Annotated in this window: 16 protein-coding genes; 11 read left to right on the top strand and 5 right to left on the bottom strand. The window is 59.7% G+C overall.

Annotated features, from left to right (window positions below):
- Positions 1-56: 56 nt before the first annotated feature.
- The 3 genes from ACZZ0G_RS29270 to ACZZ0G_RS29260 are packed head-to-tail and all read right to left on the bottom strand — an operon-like array spanning position 57 to position 3,634.
- The gene (locus tag ACZZ0G_RS29270) at positions 57-1,004 is read right to left on the bottom strand and encodes a dihydrodipicolinate synthase family protein (RefSeq protein WP_463558637.1); all 948 of its coding nucleotides are present in this window, start codon (positions 1,002-1,004) and stop codon (positions 57-59) included.
- Between the two features lie 55 nt (positions 1,005-1,059).
- A complete protein-coding gene (locus ACZZ0G_RS29265) occupies positions 1,060-1,986 on the bottom strand; it encodes a 4-hydroxyproline epimerase (protein ID WP_463558636.1) in 927 nt (308 codons plus the stop codon).
- A gap of 22 nt (positions 1,987-2,008) precedes the next feature.
- Positions 2,009-3,634: an APC family permease gene (locus tag ACZZ0G_RS29260; protein ID WP_463558635.1), complete on the bottom strand. Its 1,626-nt coding sequence runs from the start codon at positions 3,632-3,634 to the stop codon at positions 2,009-2,011.
- 231 nt (positions 3,635-3,865) lie between these two features.
- Between ACZZ0G_RS29260 and ACZZ0G_RS29255 the strand changes: the two genes are divergently transcribed.
- Positions 3,866-4,636: a PAS domain-containing protein gene (locus tag ACZZ0G_RS29255; RefSeq protein WP_463558634.1), complete on the top strand. Its 771-nt coding sequence runs from the start codon at positions 3,866-3,868 to the stop codon at positions 4,634-4,636.
- Here ACZZ0G_RS29255 and ACZZ0G_RS29250 read toward each other — a convergent pair.
- Together ACZZ0G_RS29250 and ACZZ0G_RS29245 are read right to left on the bottom strand one after the other, a co-directional pair.
- Positions 4,633-5,229: a LysE family translocator gene (locus ACZZ0G_RS29250; protein ID WP_463558633.1), complete on the bottom strand. Its 597-nt coding sequence runs from the start codon at positions 5,227-5,229 to the stop codon at positions 4,633-4,635. The genes ACZZ0G_RS29255 and ACZZ0G_RS29250 overlap by 4 nt on opposite strands.
- Before the next feature lie 55 nt (positions 5,230-5,284).
- Positions 5,285-6,121, bottom strand: coding sequence for an AraC family transcriptional regulator (locus ACZZ0G_RS29245; RefSeq protein WP_463558632.1), 837 nt, complete (start codon positions 6,119-6,121; stop codon positions 5,285-5,287).
- Positions 6,122-6,257: 136 nt separating this feature from the next.
- Here ACZZ0G_RS29245 and ACZZ0G_RS29240 point away from each other — a divergent pair, with 136 nt between their 5' ends.
- The 10 genes from ACZZ0G_RS29240 to catA all read left to right on the top strand — a co-directional run bounded on the left by ACZZ0G_RS29240 (position 6,258) and on the right by catA (position 15,697).
- Positions 6,258-6,533 (top strand): hypothetical protein, encoded by a 276-nt coding sequence (locus ACZZ0G_RS29240; protein WP_463558631.1) that lies wholly within the window; start codon positions 6,258-6,260, stop codon positions 6,531-6,533.
- 67 nt (positions 6,534-6,600) lie between these two features.
- Positions 6,601-7,524 (top strand): bifunctional helix-turn-helix transcriptional regulator/GNAT family N-acetyltransferase, encoded by a 924-nt coding sequence (locus ACZZ0G_RS29235; RefSeq protein ID WP_463558630.1) that lies wholly within the window; start codon positions 6,601-6,603, stop codon positions 7,522-7,524.
- An 874-nt stretch (positions 7,525-8,398) separates the two neighbouring features.
- On the top strand, positions 8,399-9,355 hold the full coding sequence (locus ACZZ0G_RS29230) for an AraC family transcriptional regulator (protein WP_463558629.1): 957 nt from the start codon (positions 8,399-8,401) through the stop codon (positions 9,353-9,355).
- A 141-nt stretch (positions 9,356-9,496) separates the two neighbouring features.
- Entirely contained in the window at positions 9,497-10,852 is a 1,356-nt protein-coding gene (gene benA / locus ACZZ0G_RS29225; protein ID WP_463558628.1) for a benzoate 1,2-dioxygenase large subunit, read from the top strand.
- Positions 10,852-11,340, top strand: coding sequence for a benzoate 1,2-dioxygenase small subunit (gene benB, locus ACZZ0G_RS29220; protein WP_463558627.1), 489 nt, complete (start codon positions 10,852-10,854; stop codon positions 11,338-11,340). Before benA ends, benB begins: the two co-directional genes overlap by 1 nt.
- 20 nt (positions 11,341-11,360) lie before the next feature.
- On the top strand, positions 11,361-12,374 hold the full coding sequence (gene benC, locus ACZZ0G_RS29215; protein WP_463558626.1) for a benzoate 1,2-dioxygenase electron transfer component BenC: 1,014 nt from the start codon (positions 11,361-11,363) through the stop codon (positions 12,372-12,374).
- A gap of 21 nt (positions 12,375-12,395) precedes the next feature.
- Positions 12,396-13,157 carry a 1,6-dihydroxycyclohexa-2,4-diene-1-carboxylate dehydrogenase gene (locus ACZZ0G_RS29210; protein WP_463558625.1) on the top strand — a complete coding sequence of 254 codons (762 nt, stop codon included), beginning with the start codon at positions 12,396-12,398 and terminating at the stop codon, positions 13,155-13,157.
- Positions 13,158-13,178: 21 nt separating this feature from the next.
- Entirely contained in the window at positions 13,179-14,300 is a 1,122-nt protein-coding gene (locus ACZZ0G_RS29205) for a muconate cycloisomerase family protein (RefSeq protein ID WP_463558624.1), read from the top strand.
- 15 nt (positions 14,301-14,315) lie between these two features.
- The gene (gene catC, locus ACZZ0G_RS29200) at positions 14,316-14,606 is read left to right on the top strand and encodes a muconolactone Delta-isomerase (protein WP_463396569.1); all 291 of its coding nucleotides are present in this window, start codon (positions 14,316-14,318) and stop codon (positions 14,604-14,606) included.
- 173 nt (positions 14,607-14,779) lie between these two features.
- Positions 14,780-15,697, top strand: coding sequence for a catechol 1,2-dioxygenase (gene catA, locus ACZZ0G_RS29195; protein WP_463558623.1), 918 nt, complete (start codon positions 14,780-14,782; stop codon positions 15,695-15,697).
- Positions 15,698-15,710: the final 13 nt, after the last annotated feature.

Genomic DNA, 15,710 nt, shown 5'->3' with positions numbered 1-15,710 from the left:
AAAAAGAGGGGTGCCTGCCGCGAATCACAAAGCTTCGCGGCAGGCGAGGAGCGCTGTCAGGCGAGGTTCTGTTGCGCCGACCAGTTCTCGTACCAGTGACGGAACAGCGAATACTGCTTCTCGGCATAACGCCGCTGTGAGTCGCTCAACGCATCGGTTTCATTGAAGTGCAGGGTGTATTCCTTGTCACCGTTAAGCACCATCAGGTGTTTGTAATACAGCACCAGATCGCAGCCCTCATCGAACGACGACAACACGGCCAGTGCCGATTCCAGCTCCCGCGCCTGACGACGGGCCTTGGCATCACCCTTGGCCGCTTGCTTGCTCAGGGCGACCAGTTGCAGAACTTCGCGGGGCAGGGCGTTGCCGATGCCGGTGATAGCGCCGGTGGCGTTGCAGTTGACGAAACCGTGCACCACTTGCGTATCGACGCCGACCATCAAGGTCACGTCATCGTCTTTGGACGTGATGTTTTCGGCGGCGTAACGCAGGTCGGCAGCACCGCCGAATTCCTTGAAGCCGATTAGGTTCGGGTGCTCGCGACGCAGTTCGAAGAACAGATCGGCGCGGGTGGCGAAGCCGTAGTAGGGACTGTTGTAGATCACCGCCGGCAGGTTCGGCGCCGCTTGCAGAATCGCTGCGAAGTGGGCTTTTTGCGCGGCTGGCGAAGCACCACGGGACAGCACACGTGGAATCACCATCAAACCTTGCGCGCCGACTTTCGCCGCGTGCGCTGCGTGGGAAACCGCTTCGCGTGAGTTCACTGCGCCGGTGCCGACGATGGTTGGAATCCCGGCGGCCACCAGACGCGCCACGCCTTCCTGACGCTCGGCCTCGGTCAGCAGCGGCCAGTCGCCCATTGAGCCGCAATAAACCACGGCGCTCATGCCGATATCGATCAGTTCGCGACCCTTGGCCACCAAGGCATCGAAGTCCGGTTTGCGCTGGGCGGTGCATGGGGTCATCAGGGCCGGCATGCAACCGGTGAAGATGTTGTCGCTCATTGTTTTAACTCCTTGGCACATCGTTCAAATTGAGGTGAAAAGTCAGCGTGGCGGTTCAGATGCCCCACGCGAACGGGTCTGCTTCGTCGATCAGCAAGGTGCTGTCGGCGGTGATGTAGGCGCGGCCAGTGATGTACGGGCGGATGCGCTCGCCATGCCATTCGAAGCGGCCTTCGAATTGGCTGCCGGTGATGCTCGCCTGCAGCCAGGTCGCGCCGGGTTGCAGCTTGTCGTCGGCGGCCAGACAGGCGAGTTTGGCGCTGGTGCCGGTGCCGCACGGGGAGCGGTCGTAGGCTTTGCCGGGGCACATGACGAAGTTGCGGCTATCGGCAACGGCGTCGTCTGCGAACAGTTCGATGTGGTCGATCACCGCGCCGTCCTCGCCGTAAATGCCTTGGTCCTCAAGAGCTTTGAGCATCGCCCAGGTGTACGCCGTGAGGTGTTCGACGTTGTCCATCGTCAGCGTCTGGCCGTGCTCGGAAACGAGGAAAAACCAGTTGCCGCCGTAAGCGATATCGCCGAATACGCGGCCGAATCCCGGCACGTCCACCGGTACCTGTTTGCGATGCCGGTAAGCGGGAACGTTGCCCAGCGTGACTGAGCCGTCGTCATGCAACGTGGCGCTGACCGGGCCGACCGGGGTGTCGATTTTGTGTACCCCAGGTTCGATCTGCCCCAGGTATTGCAGCGAGTTGATCAGACCGATAGTGCCGTGGCCGCACATGCCGAGGTAGCCGGCGTTGTTGAAGAAGATCACCCCGCAGGTGGCGTCCGCCGAGACTGGCTCGCAATACAGCGCGCCGACCAGCACATCGTTGCCGCGCGGTTCCAGCAGGCAGGCGCGGCGCCATTGGTCATGCTGAGTGCGCAGGGCATCGCGTTTTTCTACCATGCTGGTGCCGGGCAGATCGGGGAAGCCGCTCATCACCAGGCGCGTCGGTTCACCGCCAGTGTGGGAATCAATGACATGTACTCGTTTCATGAATAAGTCCCGTTGGGTGATTTCAATAGGCGCCGGCAGGGCGCGCAGACACGGTCGAGGCGGGGGCGGCGACTTCGCTTTCCTCGTCGTCCTCTTCCAGGCGCAGCAGATGCGCCGGTACACCGGTCGCCGCGCCCCAGTAATAAATACCGGTGGCGCAAGCGGCGACGACGATCGTGTCGAACGGATGAGCAAGAATGCCCAGACCACCAAAGGTGCCGAGTTTCGACAACACGATGGTCACCGCGTAGAAGGCGATCAGCCACGCCGAGGAGCGCACCTGGCGGGCCAGATTGAGGTGAGCGGTCGGCACGAAACGGCCGCAGAGCAGATAGACGACGAACATCAGGATCTGCAGGCCGAGCAGCCACGACACAGTGTTCCAGCCCGACCAGTAGACGATCAGCGCGGCGATGATGAACGACACCGGCCCGAGCACGCCCATGCACTTGACCCGGAACGGCCGTGGCATGTCTGGCGCATTGCGTCGCAGCGCGGCCACCGACACCGGCGCCACGGCGTAGCTCAACACCAGGGCGGCGGAGACCACGTTGATCAACGCTTCCCACGACGGGAATGGCAGGGTCCAGAACACCGACAGGGCAAACGTCAGCCACAGCGCCGGGCGCGGGATGCCGGACTTTTCATCGATGTGGGTGAAGACCTTGAAGAAGGTGCCGGTCTGCGCCCAGCCGTAGATCACTCGCGGGGTGGCGTTCATGTAGATATTGCCGCAGCCGCTCGGCGAGATCACTGCGTCGGCGACCACCAGATACGCCAGCCAGCCGACGCCCAGCGCCAAGGCGATGTCACGGTACGGCAGGGCAAATTCCTTGCTGATCCCGGCCCAGCCGTTGGCGAGCATTTCCGTCGGGATGCTGCCGAGAAAGGCCATTTGCAACAGCACATAAATCAGTGTCGACAGCAGTACCGAGAGGATCAACGCAATGGGAATGGTGCGCTGTGGATTCTTCACTTCACTGGCCACCGAGATGATCGGCGTCAGGCCCAGATACGCGAAAATGATGCCGCCCGCTGACACGGCCATTTCCACACCGGAGAGACCAAAAGGCGCGAAGCCCTGCACCTCGAAATTGGCGGGTTTGAAGAAGGTGAACAGCACGCCGATCACCAACAGCGGCACGATGAACTTGAACACGCTGACCAGATTGTTGGCCTTGGCGAAGGTCTTGACGCTGCGGTAGTTGAGCAGGAAGAACACGCAGAGCAGACCGAACTGCACCATCCAGCCGAGAATCGTCGGGTCGCCCGTGCCGGCCTTGGTCAGCCCGGGAAACCACGCTGCGGCGTATTGGCGCGAAGCGACCACTTCAATCGCCACCAGACTGGAAAACGCAATCAGGGTGATGAAGCCCATCAAGTAGCCGAGCAGCGGGCCGTGGGAATAAACCGGATAACGCACCACGCCGCCGGCACGCGGTAATGCCGCGCCTAGTTCGCAGTAGACGATGCCCAGCAACAACACGGCAAAACCGCCCAGCAGCCAGGAAAAAATCCCCGCCGGCCCGGCGATGGCGGACACATGACTGGCCGCGAACAACCAGCCGGAACCGAAGATCGCCCCCAGCCCGATAAATGTGAGGTCGATCAATGAAAGCTGTTTTTTGAACTTGCCTTGGCCTGACATGGCATCGCCTTCTTGTGAGTTATTGGATAGGCAGTTGTGTCACTGGGACGGCCAGACTTTGAACTCATCGACCTCGCGGCGATTGATGTTTTTTGCAGGGTTCGATGACGAAATCAGCACAGTTTTTCAGATGAAACACGGCCCTCAACACGCCGGGAACGATGCTGCAATCTGCACGCGAGCGCCGCATGGCGGGCACGCGGTCGATCCACGTTACGAGAGGATTGTTTGATGCAACAGGCGTTTTCGATTCTGGCTCAAGGCATGGAGGGCAATCGTCCGCAGACGCTGGAAGAACTGGTGGCCGGCGCCACGCAGCTGTTGCCGATGCTCGACGTGATCCCCAACGCGGCGATTTTCATCAAGGATGTGCAGGCCCGTTACGTGCTCGCCAATCGCACGCTGGTGCAGCGCTGTGGCTTGAAGGGTTTGCGTCCGTTACTGGGCAAGACCAGCGCGCAGGTGTTCCCGGCGCAACTCGGGCCGGGCTACACCGAACAGGATCGCAAGGTGCTGGAGGAGGGCTTGGTGCTGGAGGATCAGCTCGAACTGCATCTGTACGGCAGCCGCGAGCCGGGCTGGTGCCTGACGCACAAGCAGCCGTTGTATAACCGTGACGGGGTGATTATTGGTCTGGCGGGGATTTCGGTGGACCTGCAATCGGCCAGTGAAACGCACCCGGCATTCGAGCGGTTGGCGGCTGTCGATGAACATATCCGCGCGAACTTCAATCGCCGCGTCACCCTCGGTGAACTGACCCGCATCGCCGGCATTTCCGTGGCGCAACTGGAGCGTTACTGCAAACGGGTGTTCCACCTGACGCCACGGCAGATGATCCAGAAAGTGCGCCTCGAACATGCGCACCGGTTGTTGCACACCGATCTGCCGATAACCGATGTGGCCCTGCAATGCGGCTACACCGATCACAGCGCCTTCACGCGCCAGTTCAAGGCCTCGACCGGGTTTACTCCGCGCGAGTATCGGCAGGCTACGGGGCACTAGGCCAGGACGGTCAACCATGCCGAGAGCAGCAGCAACAACGCGAGTGTTGCGTTCATGCGCTTGAACGCCTTGGGCGATCCCATCAAGCGAGCACTACCCACACCCAGCAACGCCCAGAAAGTCATGCACGGCAACGACACCAGCAGAAATGCCAACGACAACACCACCAGCCGCAGGGTCTTGTCACCCCCACCAACAAACACGCTGACCACCGCCACCGCCATCATCCACACCTTGGGATTGACCAGTTGCAGCATGGCGGCGCCCAGCACGCTGAAACGTTCTTCCTGCGTATCCGTCGGGTCGAGCGACGGCGGCGCACTGCGAAAAATTTGCCACGCCAGCCAACTCAACCAAATCACACCGCCCCAGGCCATGGCTTGTTGTACGCGCGGATAGCGCAGTAAGGTTTCGCCGGCACCGAGGCCGACCACCAGCACGATCAACGCCGCCGCCGCGCAGGCGCCAAAAATGATCGGCAGCGTGGCAAGCAAACCTTGGCGCGAACTGTGGCTCAACGCCAGAATATTGGTCGGCCCCGGGGTGATCGAAGCGACGAAAGCAAACAGCAGAAAGGGCAGTAATGACGCCATGATCCGGATTTCCTGAAAATTAAAACAGGCATCCATGATCGCCAGTCGGCGTGCGTCAGTCTGGAAGGTTTGAGCAGCGCTTGCGGTAGTCGGCGGGGGTGAGTTGGTAGGCGCGACGGAACCAGCGACCGAGATGACTCTGATCAGCAAAGCCGAGCACGCTGGCGACCTGCGCCGGCGTTTCACCGCGCGCCAGCAACTGTCGCGCCTTGGCCAGGCGCAACTGGATCAGGTACGCGTGCGGCGCCAGGCCAAAGGCTGTCTTGAACGCGCGGCTCAATCGAAAGCGATCTACCCCGCAGACCCGGGCGAGGTCATCGAGACCGATGTCTTCATAGGTATGCGCGTGCAGATAATCCCGCGCCAGTTGCGCCACCAACGGTAGACGCGGATCGAGATCCTGGTGTTTACGCCACGCGAGATGGCGCGTGATCGAGCCCAGCAAACCATCAATGGCAGTTTGGCGGACGATGCGTAAATCACCGTCATGCAGCGCATGGAAAGCGTGACTGATCGCGGTAGCCAGACGCGGATCCTGGCTCAGCGTGTCGGCAAAACCGGGTTGGCTGTCGGACGGTGCGTCTTCGAACAGCGCGTGCAGTTCACGCTCAAGCCAATGCGGATCAAGGTAGAGCATCGAATAGGTGAAGCCTTCCTCGGTCGGCGCCTGCCCATCGTGAATTTCCCCCGGCTCCAGCAGGAACACATTGCCCGGCGTGCTGCGATGGCGCACGCGGCGGCAATTGAACTGCTGCACACCTTGCTCGGTAACGCCGACGAGAAAACTGTCATGCCAGTGCGGATCGTAGGCGTGCCCCTCGAAGTGAGCGCGAATCGATTCAATCCCGGTGTCGACATCCTGGGACAGTTCGAGCCAGTTGCGTTTATCCACGAAGGCTCCAGTGTTCGCCGTTGAAAGGTGCGGCCCCATAAAATACCGCGCAATGATCATCGACGTTTAGAAGATTTGTGCAGGTGAGGGGGCTAGACTCAGCAGATTACGACCCCTTTGCGGCAGGTGAAATGCAATGATTAACCGATGCTCGCGTGGGGTTTTTCTCACCTTGATTGCCCTCAGCCTGGCGCTGACGGCAGGCTGCTCAAGCCGCCAACACTATCCGCCTTCCGGCGTCGGTGACGCCTGTTACGCCAAAGCCTTGCCGTCGGTCGGCGAGGGCGGTCTGGCTTGGGGTTCCAGTTTGAATATGGCCCGACAGAAATCGATGAACAACTGCATCCGTTATGCGGGGCGCTCCGGGGGCACGCCTAACACCTGTCAGGTGGTGTTGGCCAAATGCAAATAGCTTTCTGTTGACATGGTTGCTTAAGGCAAATATATAGTTGCCTTAAGCAATTAACTGAGCATTTACCATGTCCAGCACCGATCTTCTTGAGCAAGCCGACGTCGTGCGCGGCTTCAACCGCTTCTACACCCATCAGATCGGCGTACTGCAGGAGCATCTGCTGCAAAGCGACTACTCGCTGACTGAGTTGCGGATCCTCTATGAACTGGCCTCGCGTGGCGACCTGACCAGCGCCGATCTACGCCAGATGCTTGGGCTGGACGCCGGCTACATGAGCCGGATCATCAGCGGTTTCGAGAAGCGCGGCCTGATCCAGAAAGTCCCGTCGCCCACGGACGCTCGCGCTGCGCAGTTACACCTTACTGACCTCGGCCGTGAAATCCTGATCCCGCTGGAAAAGGCTTCCCGCGAACAGATTGTCACCATGCTCGAGCGATTACCTGAACCGCAGCAGAAACAACTGATCGGCGCCATGACGCTGATCCAGACACTGCTGCAAGGCAACAAGGATTCGAACTACGTGTTACGCGATCCGCAGCCCGGTGACATGGGCACGGTGATGCAGCAGCAAGCCGCGCTATATACCCGCGAATACGGCTGGAACGCGGAGTTCGAAACGCTGGTGGCCGAGGTGGTCGCCAAGTATTTACGCGATTACGACCCGACGAGCGAGCGTTGCTGGATCGCGGAAAAGGACGGCAAGGTCATTGGTTCCGTGTTCATCGTCCGCCAGGACGCCACCACCGCCAAACTGCGCATGCTCTATGTCGACGCCAGCGCGCGGGGCTTGGGCATTGGCAGTCGTCTGGTCGAGGAGTGCCTGCGTTTCGCCCGCCAGGTTGGTTACCAGAAAATGACCTTGTGGACGACCAGCAACCTGACGGCAGCGCGCAAGATTTATCAGCAGGCCGGATTTGAACTGGTGGAGGAGGAGGCGGTTCAGAGCTTTGGCAAGGATCTGGTGAGGCAGACGTGGGCGCGGGCGTTGTGATCTGATTTTCATCGGCGGGTGCAGTGAAAAGGCAGACGAAAAAAAACCACCTTAGCGGGGTGGTTTTTTAACCTCGGTTTGCGGCTGAGGTTTGTTGCTTCACTAGCTGCTTTAACGTTCGCTCATGGTAGGAGTCTTTGGGCCCCCTTGCAAGGTTAAAGTTCGTAAGAAACTGGTTGTTTGCGCTATTTCATTTCCAGAAAAAGCTGGCAGAAATAATGGTTAACAAAACAGAAAATTACTTTTCCTGAAAGCCTTTGAATGAAGGTTATGATGCGGGCGCTCACTTGTTCGAGCAGCGGTGAGGCCAGGCTGGTGACTAAACGGTTTCATGCCCTTTGACACGGTTTGCACCCGTGCCGGAATGATGTTTCGGAGGGATTTCAACCGGCCGCCTCACTAGCTGCTTTAACGTGCAGGCTGAAGGCACGCATGATCCGGTAAGCTTGCTGGAGGTTTGGCCCCCAGCGCTGGAGGCCAAAACGTATGAAGCTTTTGCTGCGTACGCTGAGCCTTGTATGGAGATTGTTTAAAGCGTTTCGCTTTTACGAGTTCCTGCGAGACCATTTTGACGACCTGAAGTAAGGGCCGTTGAGGTGGGAGAAGCCCGTTTCAGTTTCGACTGGAACGGGCTTTTTTTGTTTTTTAAAACTGTCATAAGTAGGATTTTTCTGTATCGGATTTTTTGGCGTGTAGGGCATTTCTTCGGCAAGTGTAGGCCTAGTTCAAACCACCCCTTAATCCGCAAAAAACGTTCGATTATCGAGCACCCAAACCTTCGTCCAATTGCCCACCCCGACACTCCGGCGTACTGTGAGTCGTGATGCCTGAAACCCCGTGATCCCAAAATAACGACAACAACGAGCAATGCCCCATGGACAGCCATCTGCTGAGCGATCGCAGCAGCGTGTTTCGTCACGCTGACCCTTATGCCGTCTCCGACTACGTCAATCAGCACGTCGGCCAGCACTTCATCGGCCTGTCCAGAACCACCCACCCGCAAGCCAGCCTCAACCACCGCAAACTCGCCGATCTCGATCTGGCGCGCATCAGCTATGGCGGCAGCGTGCGCGTGACCTCGGCGGCGCTGGAGACCGTATACCACCTGCAAGTGCTGTTGCAGGGCAATTGCCTGTGGCGTGGACACAAGCGCGAACAGCATTTGGTGCCTGGTGAGTTATTGCTGATCAACCCGGACGATCCCGTCGATCTGACGTACTCCGACGACTGCGAGAAATTCATCCTCAAGGTGCCCGTCAGCGTGCTCGAAACGGTGTGCGACGAGCAGCGCTGGATACGCCCTGCGAGTGGTGTTCGATTCCTGCGCAATCACTATCAGTTGAATGAGCTGGAAGGCTTCACCAACCTGCTGGCGATGATCTGCCAGGAAGCCGAGGCCAGCGATCCGTTGCTGCGGGTGCAGGAGCATTACGCGCAAATCATCGGCAGCAAACTCATATCGCTGATGAACACCAACGTCAGCCGTGAATGCCTGAGCGCACCGAATGTCAGCTTCGAGCGCATCCTCGATTACATCGAACGCAATCTGAAACTGGATTTGCCCGCCGAACATCTGGCGGCGCAGGCGAGCATGAGCCCGCGCTCGCTGTACAGCTTGTTCGAACGTCAACTCGGCATCACGCCGATGCAATACATCCGCCAGCGCAAGCTGGCACGCATTCACGCCTGCCTCAGCGACCCGAGCTGCCCGGTGCGCAACCTCACCGAACTGGCCCTGGATTACGGCTTCCTGCACCTGGGCCGTTTCTCCGAAAGCTATCGCCAACAGTTCGGCGAACTGCCGTCACAGACCTTCAAGCGCCGCCACTGATACCTCCCTTCGAAACACGCCGAATCATCTGCCGCGCCATCCTGCACAAAACGGATAGCGATCTGCAGGATTCGGCTATTGCCCCTCGCTGTGCCTCCCTAACCTGACCTGGCCTGAACAATAACAATGGAGGCCCCGGCCATGTCCCTGGGAATCGACTACCTCAATGCCATGCTTGAAGAAGACAAGGAGAAGGGCGCCTACCGCTGCAAGCGGGAGATGTTCACCGATCCGCGTCTGTTCGAACTGGAGATGGCGAACATCTTCGAGGGCAACTGGATTTACCTCGCCCACGAAAGCCAGCTGCCCAACAACAACGATTTTCTCACCACCAGCATGGGGCGCCAGCCGATCTTCATCGCGCGCAACAAGGACGGTGTGCTCAACGCGTTCCTCAATGCCTGCAGCCATCGCGGCGCCATGCTTTGCCGGCACAAGTCCGGCAATCGCTCCAGCTACACCTGCCCGTTCCACGGCTGGACCTTCAACAACAGCGGCAAACTGCTCAAGGTCAAAGACCCGAGCGAAGCCGGCTATCCTGCAGGCTTCAATTGCGAAGGCTCCCATGACCTGACCAGGGTTGCGCGTTTCGAGTCCTATCGCGGCTTTCTGTTCGGCAGCCTCAATGCCGATGTGAAATCCCTCGCCGAGCACTTGGGCGAGTCAGCGAAGATCATCGACATGATCGTCGATCAGTCGCCAGAAGGTCTGGAAGTGCTACGCGGTTCCAGTTCCTATATCTACGAAGGCAACTGGAAACTCACCGCCGAAAACGGTGCCGACGGCTACCACGTCAGCTCCGTGCACTGGAACTACGCCGCCACCCAGAACCAGCGCCAGCAGCGCGAAGCGGGCGAAGCGATCAAGACCATGAGCGCTGGCAGCTGGGCGAAGAAGGGCGGCGGTTTCTACTCCTTCGATCACGGCCATCTGTTGCTCTGGACTCGTTGGGCTAACCCTGAAGACCGTCCCGCTTATGAGCGTCGCGACGAACTCGCCCGTGATTTCGGCCAGGCCCGTGCCGACTGGATGATCGAAAACTCGCGCAACCTGTGCCTGTACCCGAACGTGTATCTAATGGATCAGTTCAGCTCACAGATCCGCATCGCCCGGCCGATCTCGGTCGACAAAACGGAAATCACCATTTACTGCATCGCCCCCAAAGGCGAGAGCGCCGAAGCCCGGGCCAAACGCATTCGTCAGTACGAAGACTTCTTCAACGTCAGCGGCATGGCCACGCCGGATGATCTGGAAGAGTTCCGCTCGTGCCAGACCGGTTACGGCGCGGGTCGTGGCTGGAATGATATGTCCCGTGGCGCGACGCATTGGGTCGAAGGCGCGGACGCAGCAGCCGAGGAAATCGATCTCAAGCCACTGCTCTCGGGCATGCGCACCGAAGACGAAGGCCTGTTTGTGCTGCAACACAAATACTGGCAAGAAACCATGCTCAAAGCCGCTGCCACCGAACCACAACTGATTCCCGTGGAGGCCGTGTGATGAGCAACCTCTACGACATCGTGCGCGATTTTCTCTACCGCGAAGCGCGCTACCTCGATGACGGCCAGTGGGATCAATGGCTGGAACTGTACGCCGCCGATGCGACCTTCTGGATGCCGGCCTGGGACGACAACGACACGCTCACCGAAGACCCGCAAAGCGAAATCTCGTTGATCTGGTACGGCAACCGTGGCGGCCTCGAAGACCGCATCTTCCGGATCAAGACCGAGCGCTCCAGCGCGACCATTCCCGACACCCGCACCTCGCACAACCTGAGCAACATCGAAATCGTCGAGCAGGGCGAAGGCCAGTGTCAGGTTCGCTTTAACTGGCACACCCTGAGCTTCCGCTACCAGGTCACTGACAGCTACTTCGGCAGCAGTTTCTACACCCTCGATCTGCGTGGCGAACAGCCGCTGATCAAGGCCAAGAAAGTCGTGCTGAAAAACGATTACGTCCGTCAGGTCATCGACATCTACCACATCTAGTCGACACGGCGAGGTGCACCATGAATTTCCAGATTGCGCTTAATTTTGAAGACGGCGTCACCCGATTCATCGAGGCTGGCGGCCATGAAACCGTCGCCGACGCGGCGTATCGCCAGGGCATCAATATCCCGCTGGACTGCCGTGACGGCGCCTGCGGAACCTGTAAATGTTTCGCCGAAGCCGGGCGGTACGACATGGGCGACAACTTCATCGAAGACGCCTTGAGCGCGGACGAACTCGAGCAAGGTTACGTGCTGACCTGCCAGATGCGCGCCGAAAGCGATTGCGTCATCCGCGTGCCGGCCGGCTCGCAAGTGTGCAAGACCGAGAAAGCGAATTTCCAGGCTTCGATCAGCGATGTGCGGCAACTGTCCGAGAGCACTATCGCGCTGTCGATCAAGGGCGAAGCCCTGAGCAAACTGGCGTTTCTGCCGGGTCAGTACGTCAACCTGCAAGTGCCGGGCAGCGAGCAGACCCGCGCCTATTCCTTCAGTTCGTTGCAGAAGAATGGCGAGGTCAGCTTTCTGATTCGCAACGTGCCCGGTGGCTTGATGAGCAGCTTTCTGACCGGGCTGGCCAAAGCGGGTGACAGTCTGAATCTGGCCGGGCCGTTGGGCAGTTTTTACCTGCGCGAAATCAAGCGCCCGCTCTTGTTGCTGGCGGGCGGCACAGGCTTGGCACCGTTCACCGCAATGCTGGAGAAAATCGCCGAGCAGGGCAGCGATCATCCCGTGCATTTGATCTACGGCGTGACCAACGATTTCGATCTGGTCGAACTCGACCGCCTCGAAGCGCTTGCCGCGCGTATTCCCAACTTCAGTTTCGGCGCTTGCGTGGCCAATCCGCAGAGCGCGCATCCACTTAAGGGCTACGTCACTCAGCACATCGAACCGCGCCATCTCAATGAAGGCGATGTCGACGTGTACCTGTGCGGTCCGCCGCCGATGGTCGAAGCGGTCAGCCAATACATTCGTGAACAGGGCATCACCCCGGCGAATTTCTACTACGAAAAATTCGCCGCTGCGGCTGCCTGAATCCCTTCCTTCGAGGTTGCCATGAACAACAGATTCTCCAACAAGGTCGCGCTGGTTACCGGCGCGGCGCAGGGCATCGGCCGCCGGGTGTGCGAGCGCCTGCTGAACGAAGGCGCGCAAGTGATCGCGGTTGATCGCTCGGAACTGGTTCACGAACTGCAAGGCGAGGGCGTTCTCGTGCTGACCGCTGACCTTGAACAATACGCCGATTGTGCGCGGGTCATGGCCGAGGCGATCAACACCTTCGGCCGCCTCGACATCCTGATCAACAACGTCGGCGGCACGATCTGGGCCAAGCCGTTCGAGCACTACGAAGTCGAACAGATCGAAGCGGAAGTGCGCCGTTCGCTGTTTCCGACTCTATGGTGCTGCCACGCGGCGCTGCCGTCCATGCTCAAGCAAGGGCGCGGCGCCATCGTCAACGTGTCGTCGATCGCTACCCGCAGCATCAATCGCGTGCCGTACGGCGCGGCCAAGGGCGGCATCAATGCCCTGACTGCGTGCCTGGCGTTCGAGAACGCCGAGCGCGGGATTCGCGTCAACGCCACCGCACCGGGCGGCACCGAAGCTCCGCCGCGACGCATCCCGCGCAATGCCGGCGAACAGTCGGCGCAGGAGCAGGCCTGGTATCAGGAGATCGTCGCGCAAACCCTCGACAGCAGCCTGATGAAGCGCTACGGCAGCCTCGACGAACAGGTCGGAGCGATCCTCTTTCTGGCTTCCGATGACGCCTCGTACATCACCGGCGTGACCTTGCCGGTCGGTGGCGGCGACCTCGGTTGAGCACTTTTCAAGGACATTGAAATGCAGCGAATTCTGATTGAGAGCCTGTCGACGATCATCGTCGACCTGCCGACCATCCGCCCGCACAAACTGGCGATGCACACGATGCAGAAACAGACGCTGGTGATCCTGCGCCTGCGTTGCAGCGATGGCATTGAAGGCATCGGCGAAGCCACCACCATCGGTGGCCTAGCCTACGGCTACGAAAGCCCGGAAAGCATCAAAGCCAATATCGATGCGCATCTCGCACCAGCGCTGGTGGGCATGGAAGCCGACAACATCAACGCGGCGATGCAGCGGCTCGACAAGATCGCCAAAGGCAACACCTTCGCCAAGTCCGGCATCGAAAGCGCACTGCTCGATGCTCAAGGCAAACGCCTCGGACTGCCGGTCAGCGAGCTGCTCGGCGGCCGCGTGCGTGACAGCCTCGAGGTGGCCTGGACTCTGGCCAGCGGCGACACCGCCCGCGACATCGCCGAAGCAGAGCAGATGCTTGAAGCACGCCGCCATCGCATCTTCAAATTGAAGATCGGCGCCAATCCGCTGGAGCAAGACCTCAAGCACGTCGTGGCGATCAAAAAAGCCTTGGGCGAACGCGCCAGCGTGCGGGTCGACGTCAACCAGTATTGGGATGAATCCCAGGCGATTCGTGGCTGTCAGGTGCTCGGTGACAATGGCATCGAGTTGATTGAGCAGCCGATTTCGCGGGTCAATCGCTCCGGGCAGATTCGCCTGAATCAGCGCAGCCCGGCACCTATTATGGCCGACGAATCGATCGAAAGTGTCGAAGACGCCTTCAGCCTCGCTGCCGACGGCGCCGCCAGTGTGTTCGCCCTGAAAATCGCCAAGAACGGCGGCCCGCGTGCCGTGCTCAGAACCGCGCAGATCGCCGAAGCCGCTGGCATCGCGCTGTACGGCGGCACCATGCTCGAAGGCTCCGTCGGCACGCTGGCCTCGGCGCATGCCTTCCTGACCCTTAAGCAACTGACTTGGAGCACCGAGCTGTTCGGCCCACTGTTGCTGACAGAAGACATCGTCATCGAAACGCCGCAGTACCGCGATTTTCACCTGCACATCCCGCGAACTCCGGGCCTTGGCCTAGCGCTGGATGAAGAGCGTCTGGCGCGTTTTCGTCGCCATTGAATCAGGAGAACCAGCATGTTGTTCCACGTAAAAATGACCGTGAAATTGCCCGTCGATATGGATCCGTCACTGGCCAATCGGCTCAAGGCTGACGAGAAGGAACTCGCGCAACGCCTGCAACGCGAAGGCGTATGGCGGCACCTGTGGCGCATTGCCGGGCACTACGCCAATTACAGCGTTTTCGATGTGCCGAGCGTTGAGGCGCTGCACGACACGCTGATGCGCTTGCCGTTGTTTCCCTACATGGACATCGAGGTGGATGGCCTGTGCCGGCATCCGTCGTCGATGCACAGCGACGACCGCTAATTCTGAGCTCGCCGCATTTCCCTTGTGGGAGCGAGCTTGCTCGCGAAAGCGGTGAGCCAGTCGCCATAGATGCAGGATGACACAACGCATTCGCGAGCAAGCTCGCTCCCACAGGGGAAGTGCGCTGAGTAAGAGAACTGCACCGACAAAACAACAAGATGAGGTAAACCACCATGACCGTGAAAATAGCCCACACCGCCGAGCTGCAAACGTTCTTCAAAGAAGCCGCCGGTTTTGCCAACGATGACGGTAACTCCCGTCTGAAAACCATCGTCCTGCGCATCTTGCAGGACAGCGCGAAAATCATCGAAGACCTTGAAATCAGCGAGGACGAGTTCTGGAAAACGGTCGATTATTTCAACCGTTTGGGCGCTCGCTCGGAAGCAGGACTGCTGGTCGCCGGCCTTGGCCTGGAGCATTTCCTCGACCTGTTGCAGGACGCCAAGGACGCACAGGTCGGCTTGACCGGCGGCACGCCGCGCACCATCGAAGGCCCGCTGTACGTGGCTGGCGCACCGTTGTGTGAAGGTGAGTGCCGAATGGATGACGGCAGTGAGGAGGGCGTCGCCACGGTGATGCTTCTTGAAGGTCAGGTGTTCGATCTGCATGGCCAGCCATTGGCCGGTGCCACGGTTGACCTGTGGCATGCGAACACCAAGGGCACTTACTCGTTTTTCGACTCGAGCCAGTCCGAATACAACCTGCGTCGCCGCATCATCACCGACGCCGAAGGCCGTTACCGCGCTCGCAGTATCGTGCCGTCCGGGTATGGTTGCGATCCGCAAGGGCCGACCCAGGAATGCCTGAACCTGCTCGGCCGCCATGGCCAGCGCCCAGCCCATGTGCACTTCTTCATCAGCGCGCCGGGGCATCGGCACCTGACCACGCAGATCAATCTGTCGGGTGATCAGTATTTGTGGGATGACTTCGCCTATGCGACCCGTGAAGGGTTGGTCGGGGAGGTGGTGTTTCGTGAGGACGCGGCGTTGGGGCGTTATGCCGAGCTGAAGTTCGACTTCCAGTTGCAACCGGCACCGGACGTTAGTGCCGAACAGCGCAGTCAGCGGCCGCGTGCGTTGCAAGAGGCTTGATACCGCGTCGTCT

The organism is Pseudomonas sp. AC169, from assembly GCF_979258515.1.
This window is presented reverse-complemented; position numbering and strand designations above follow the sequence as displayed.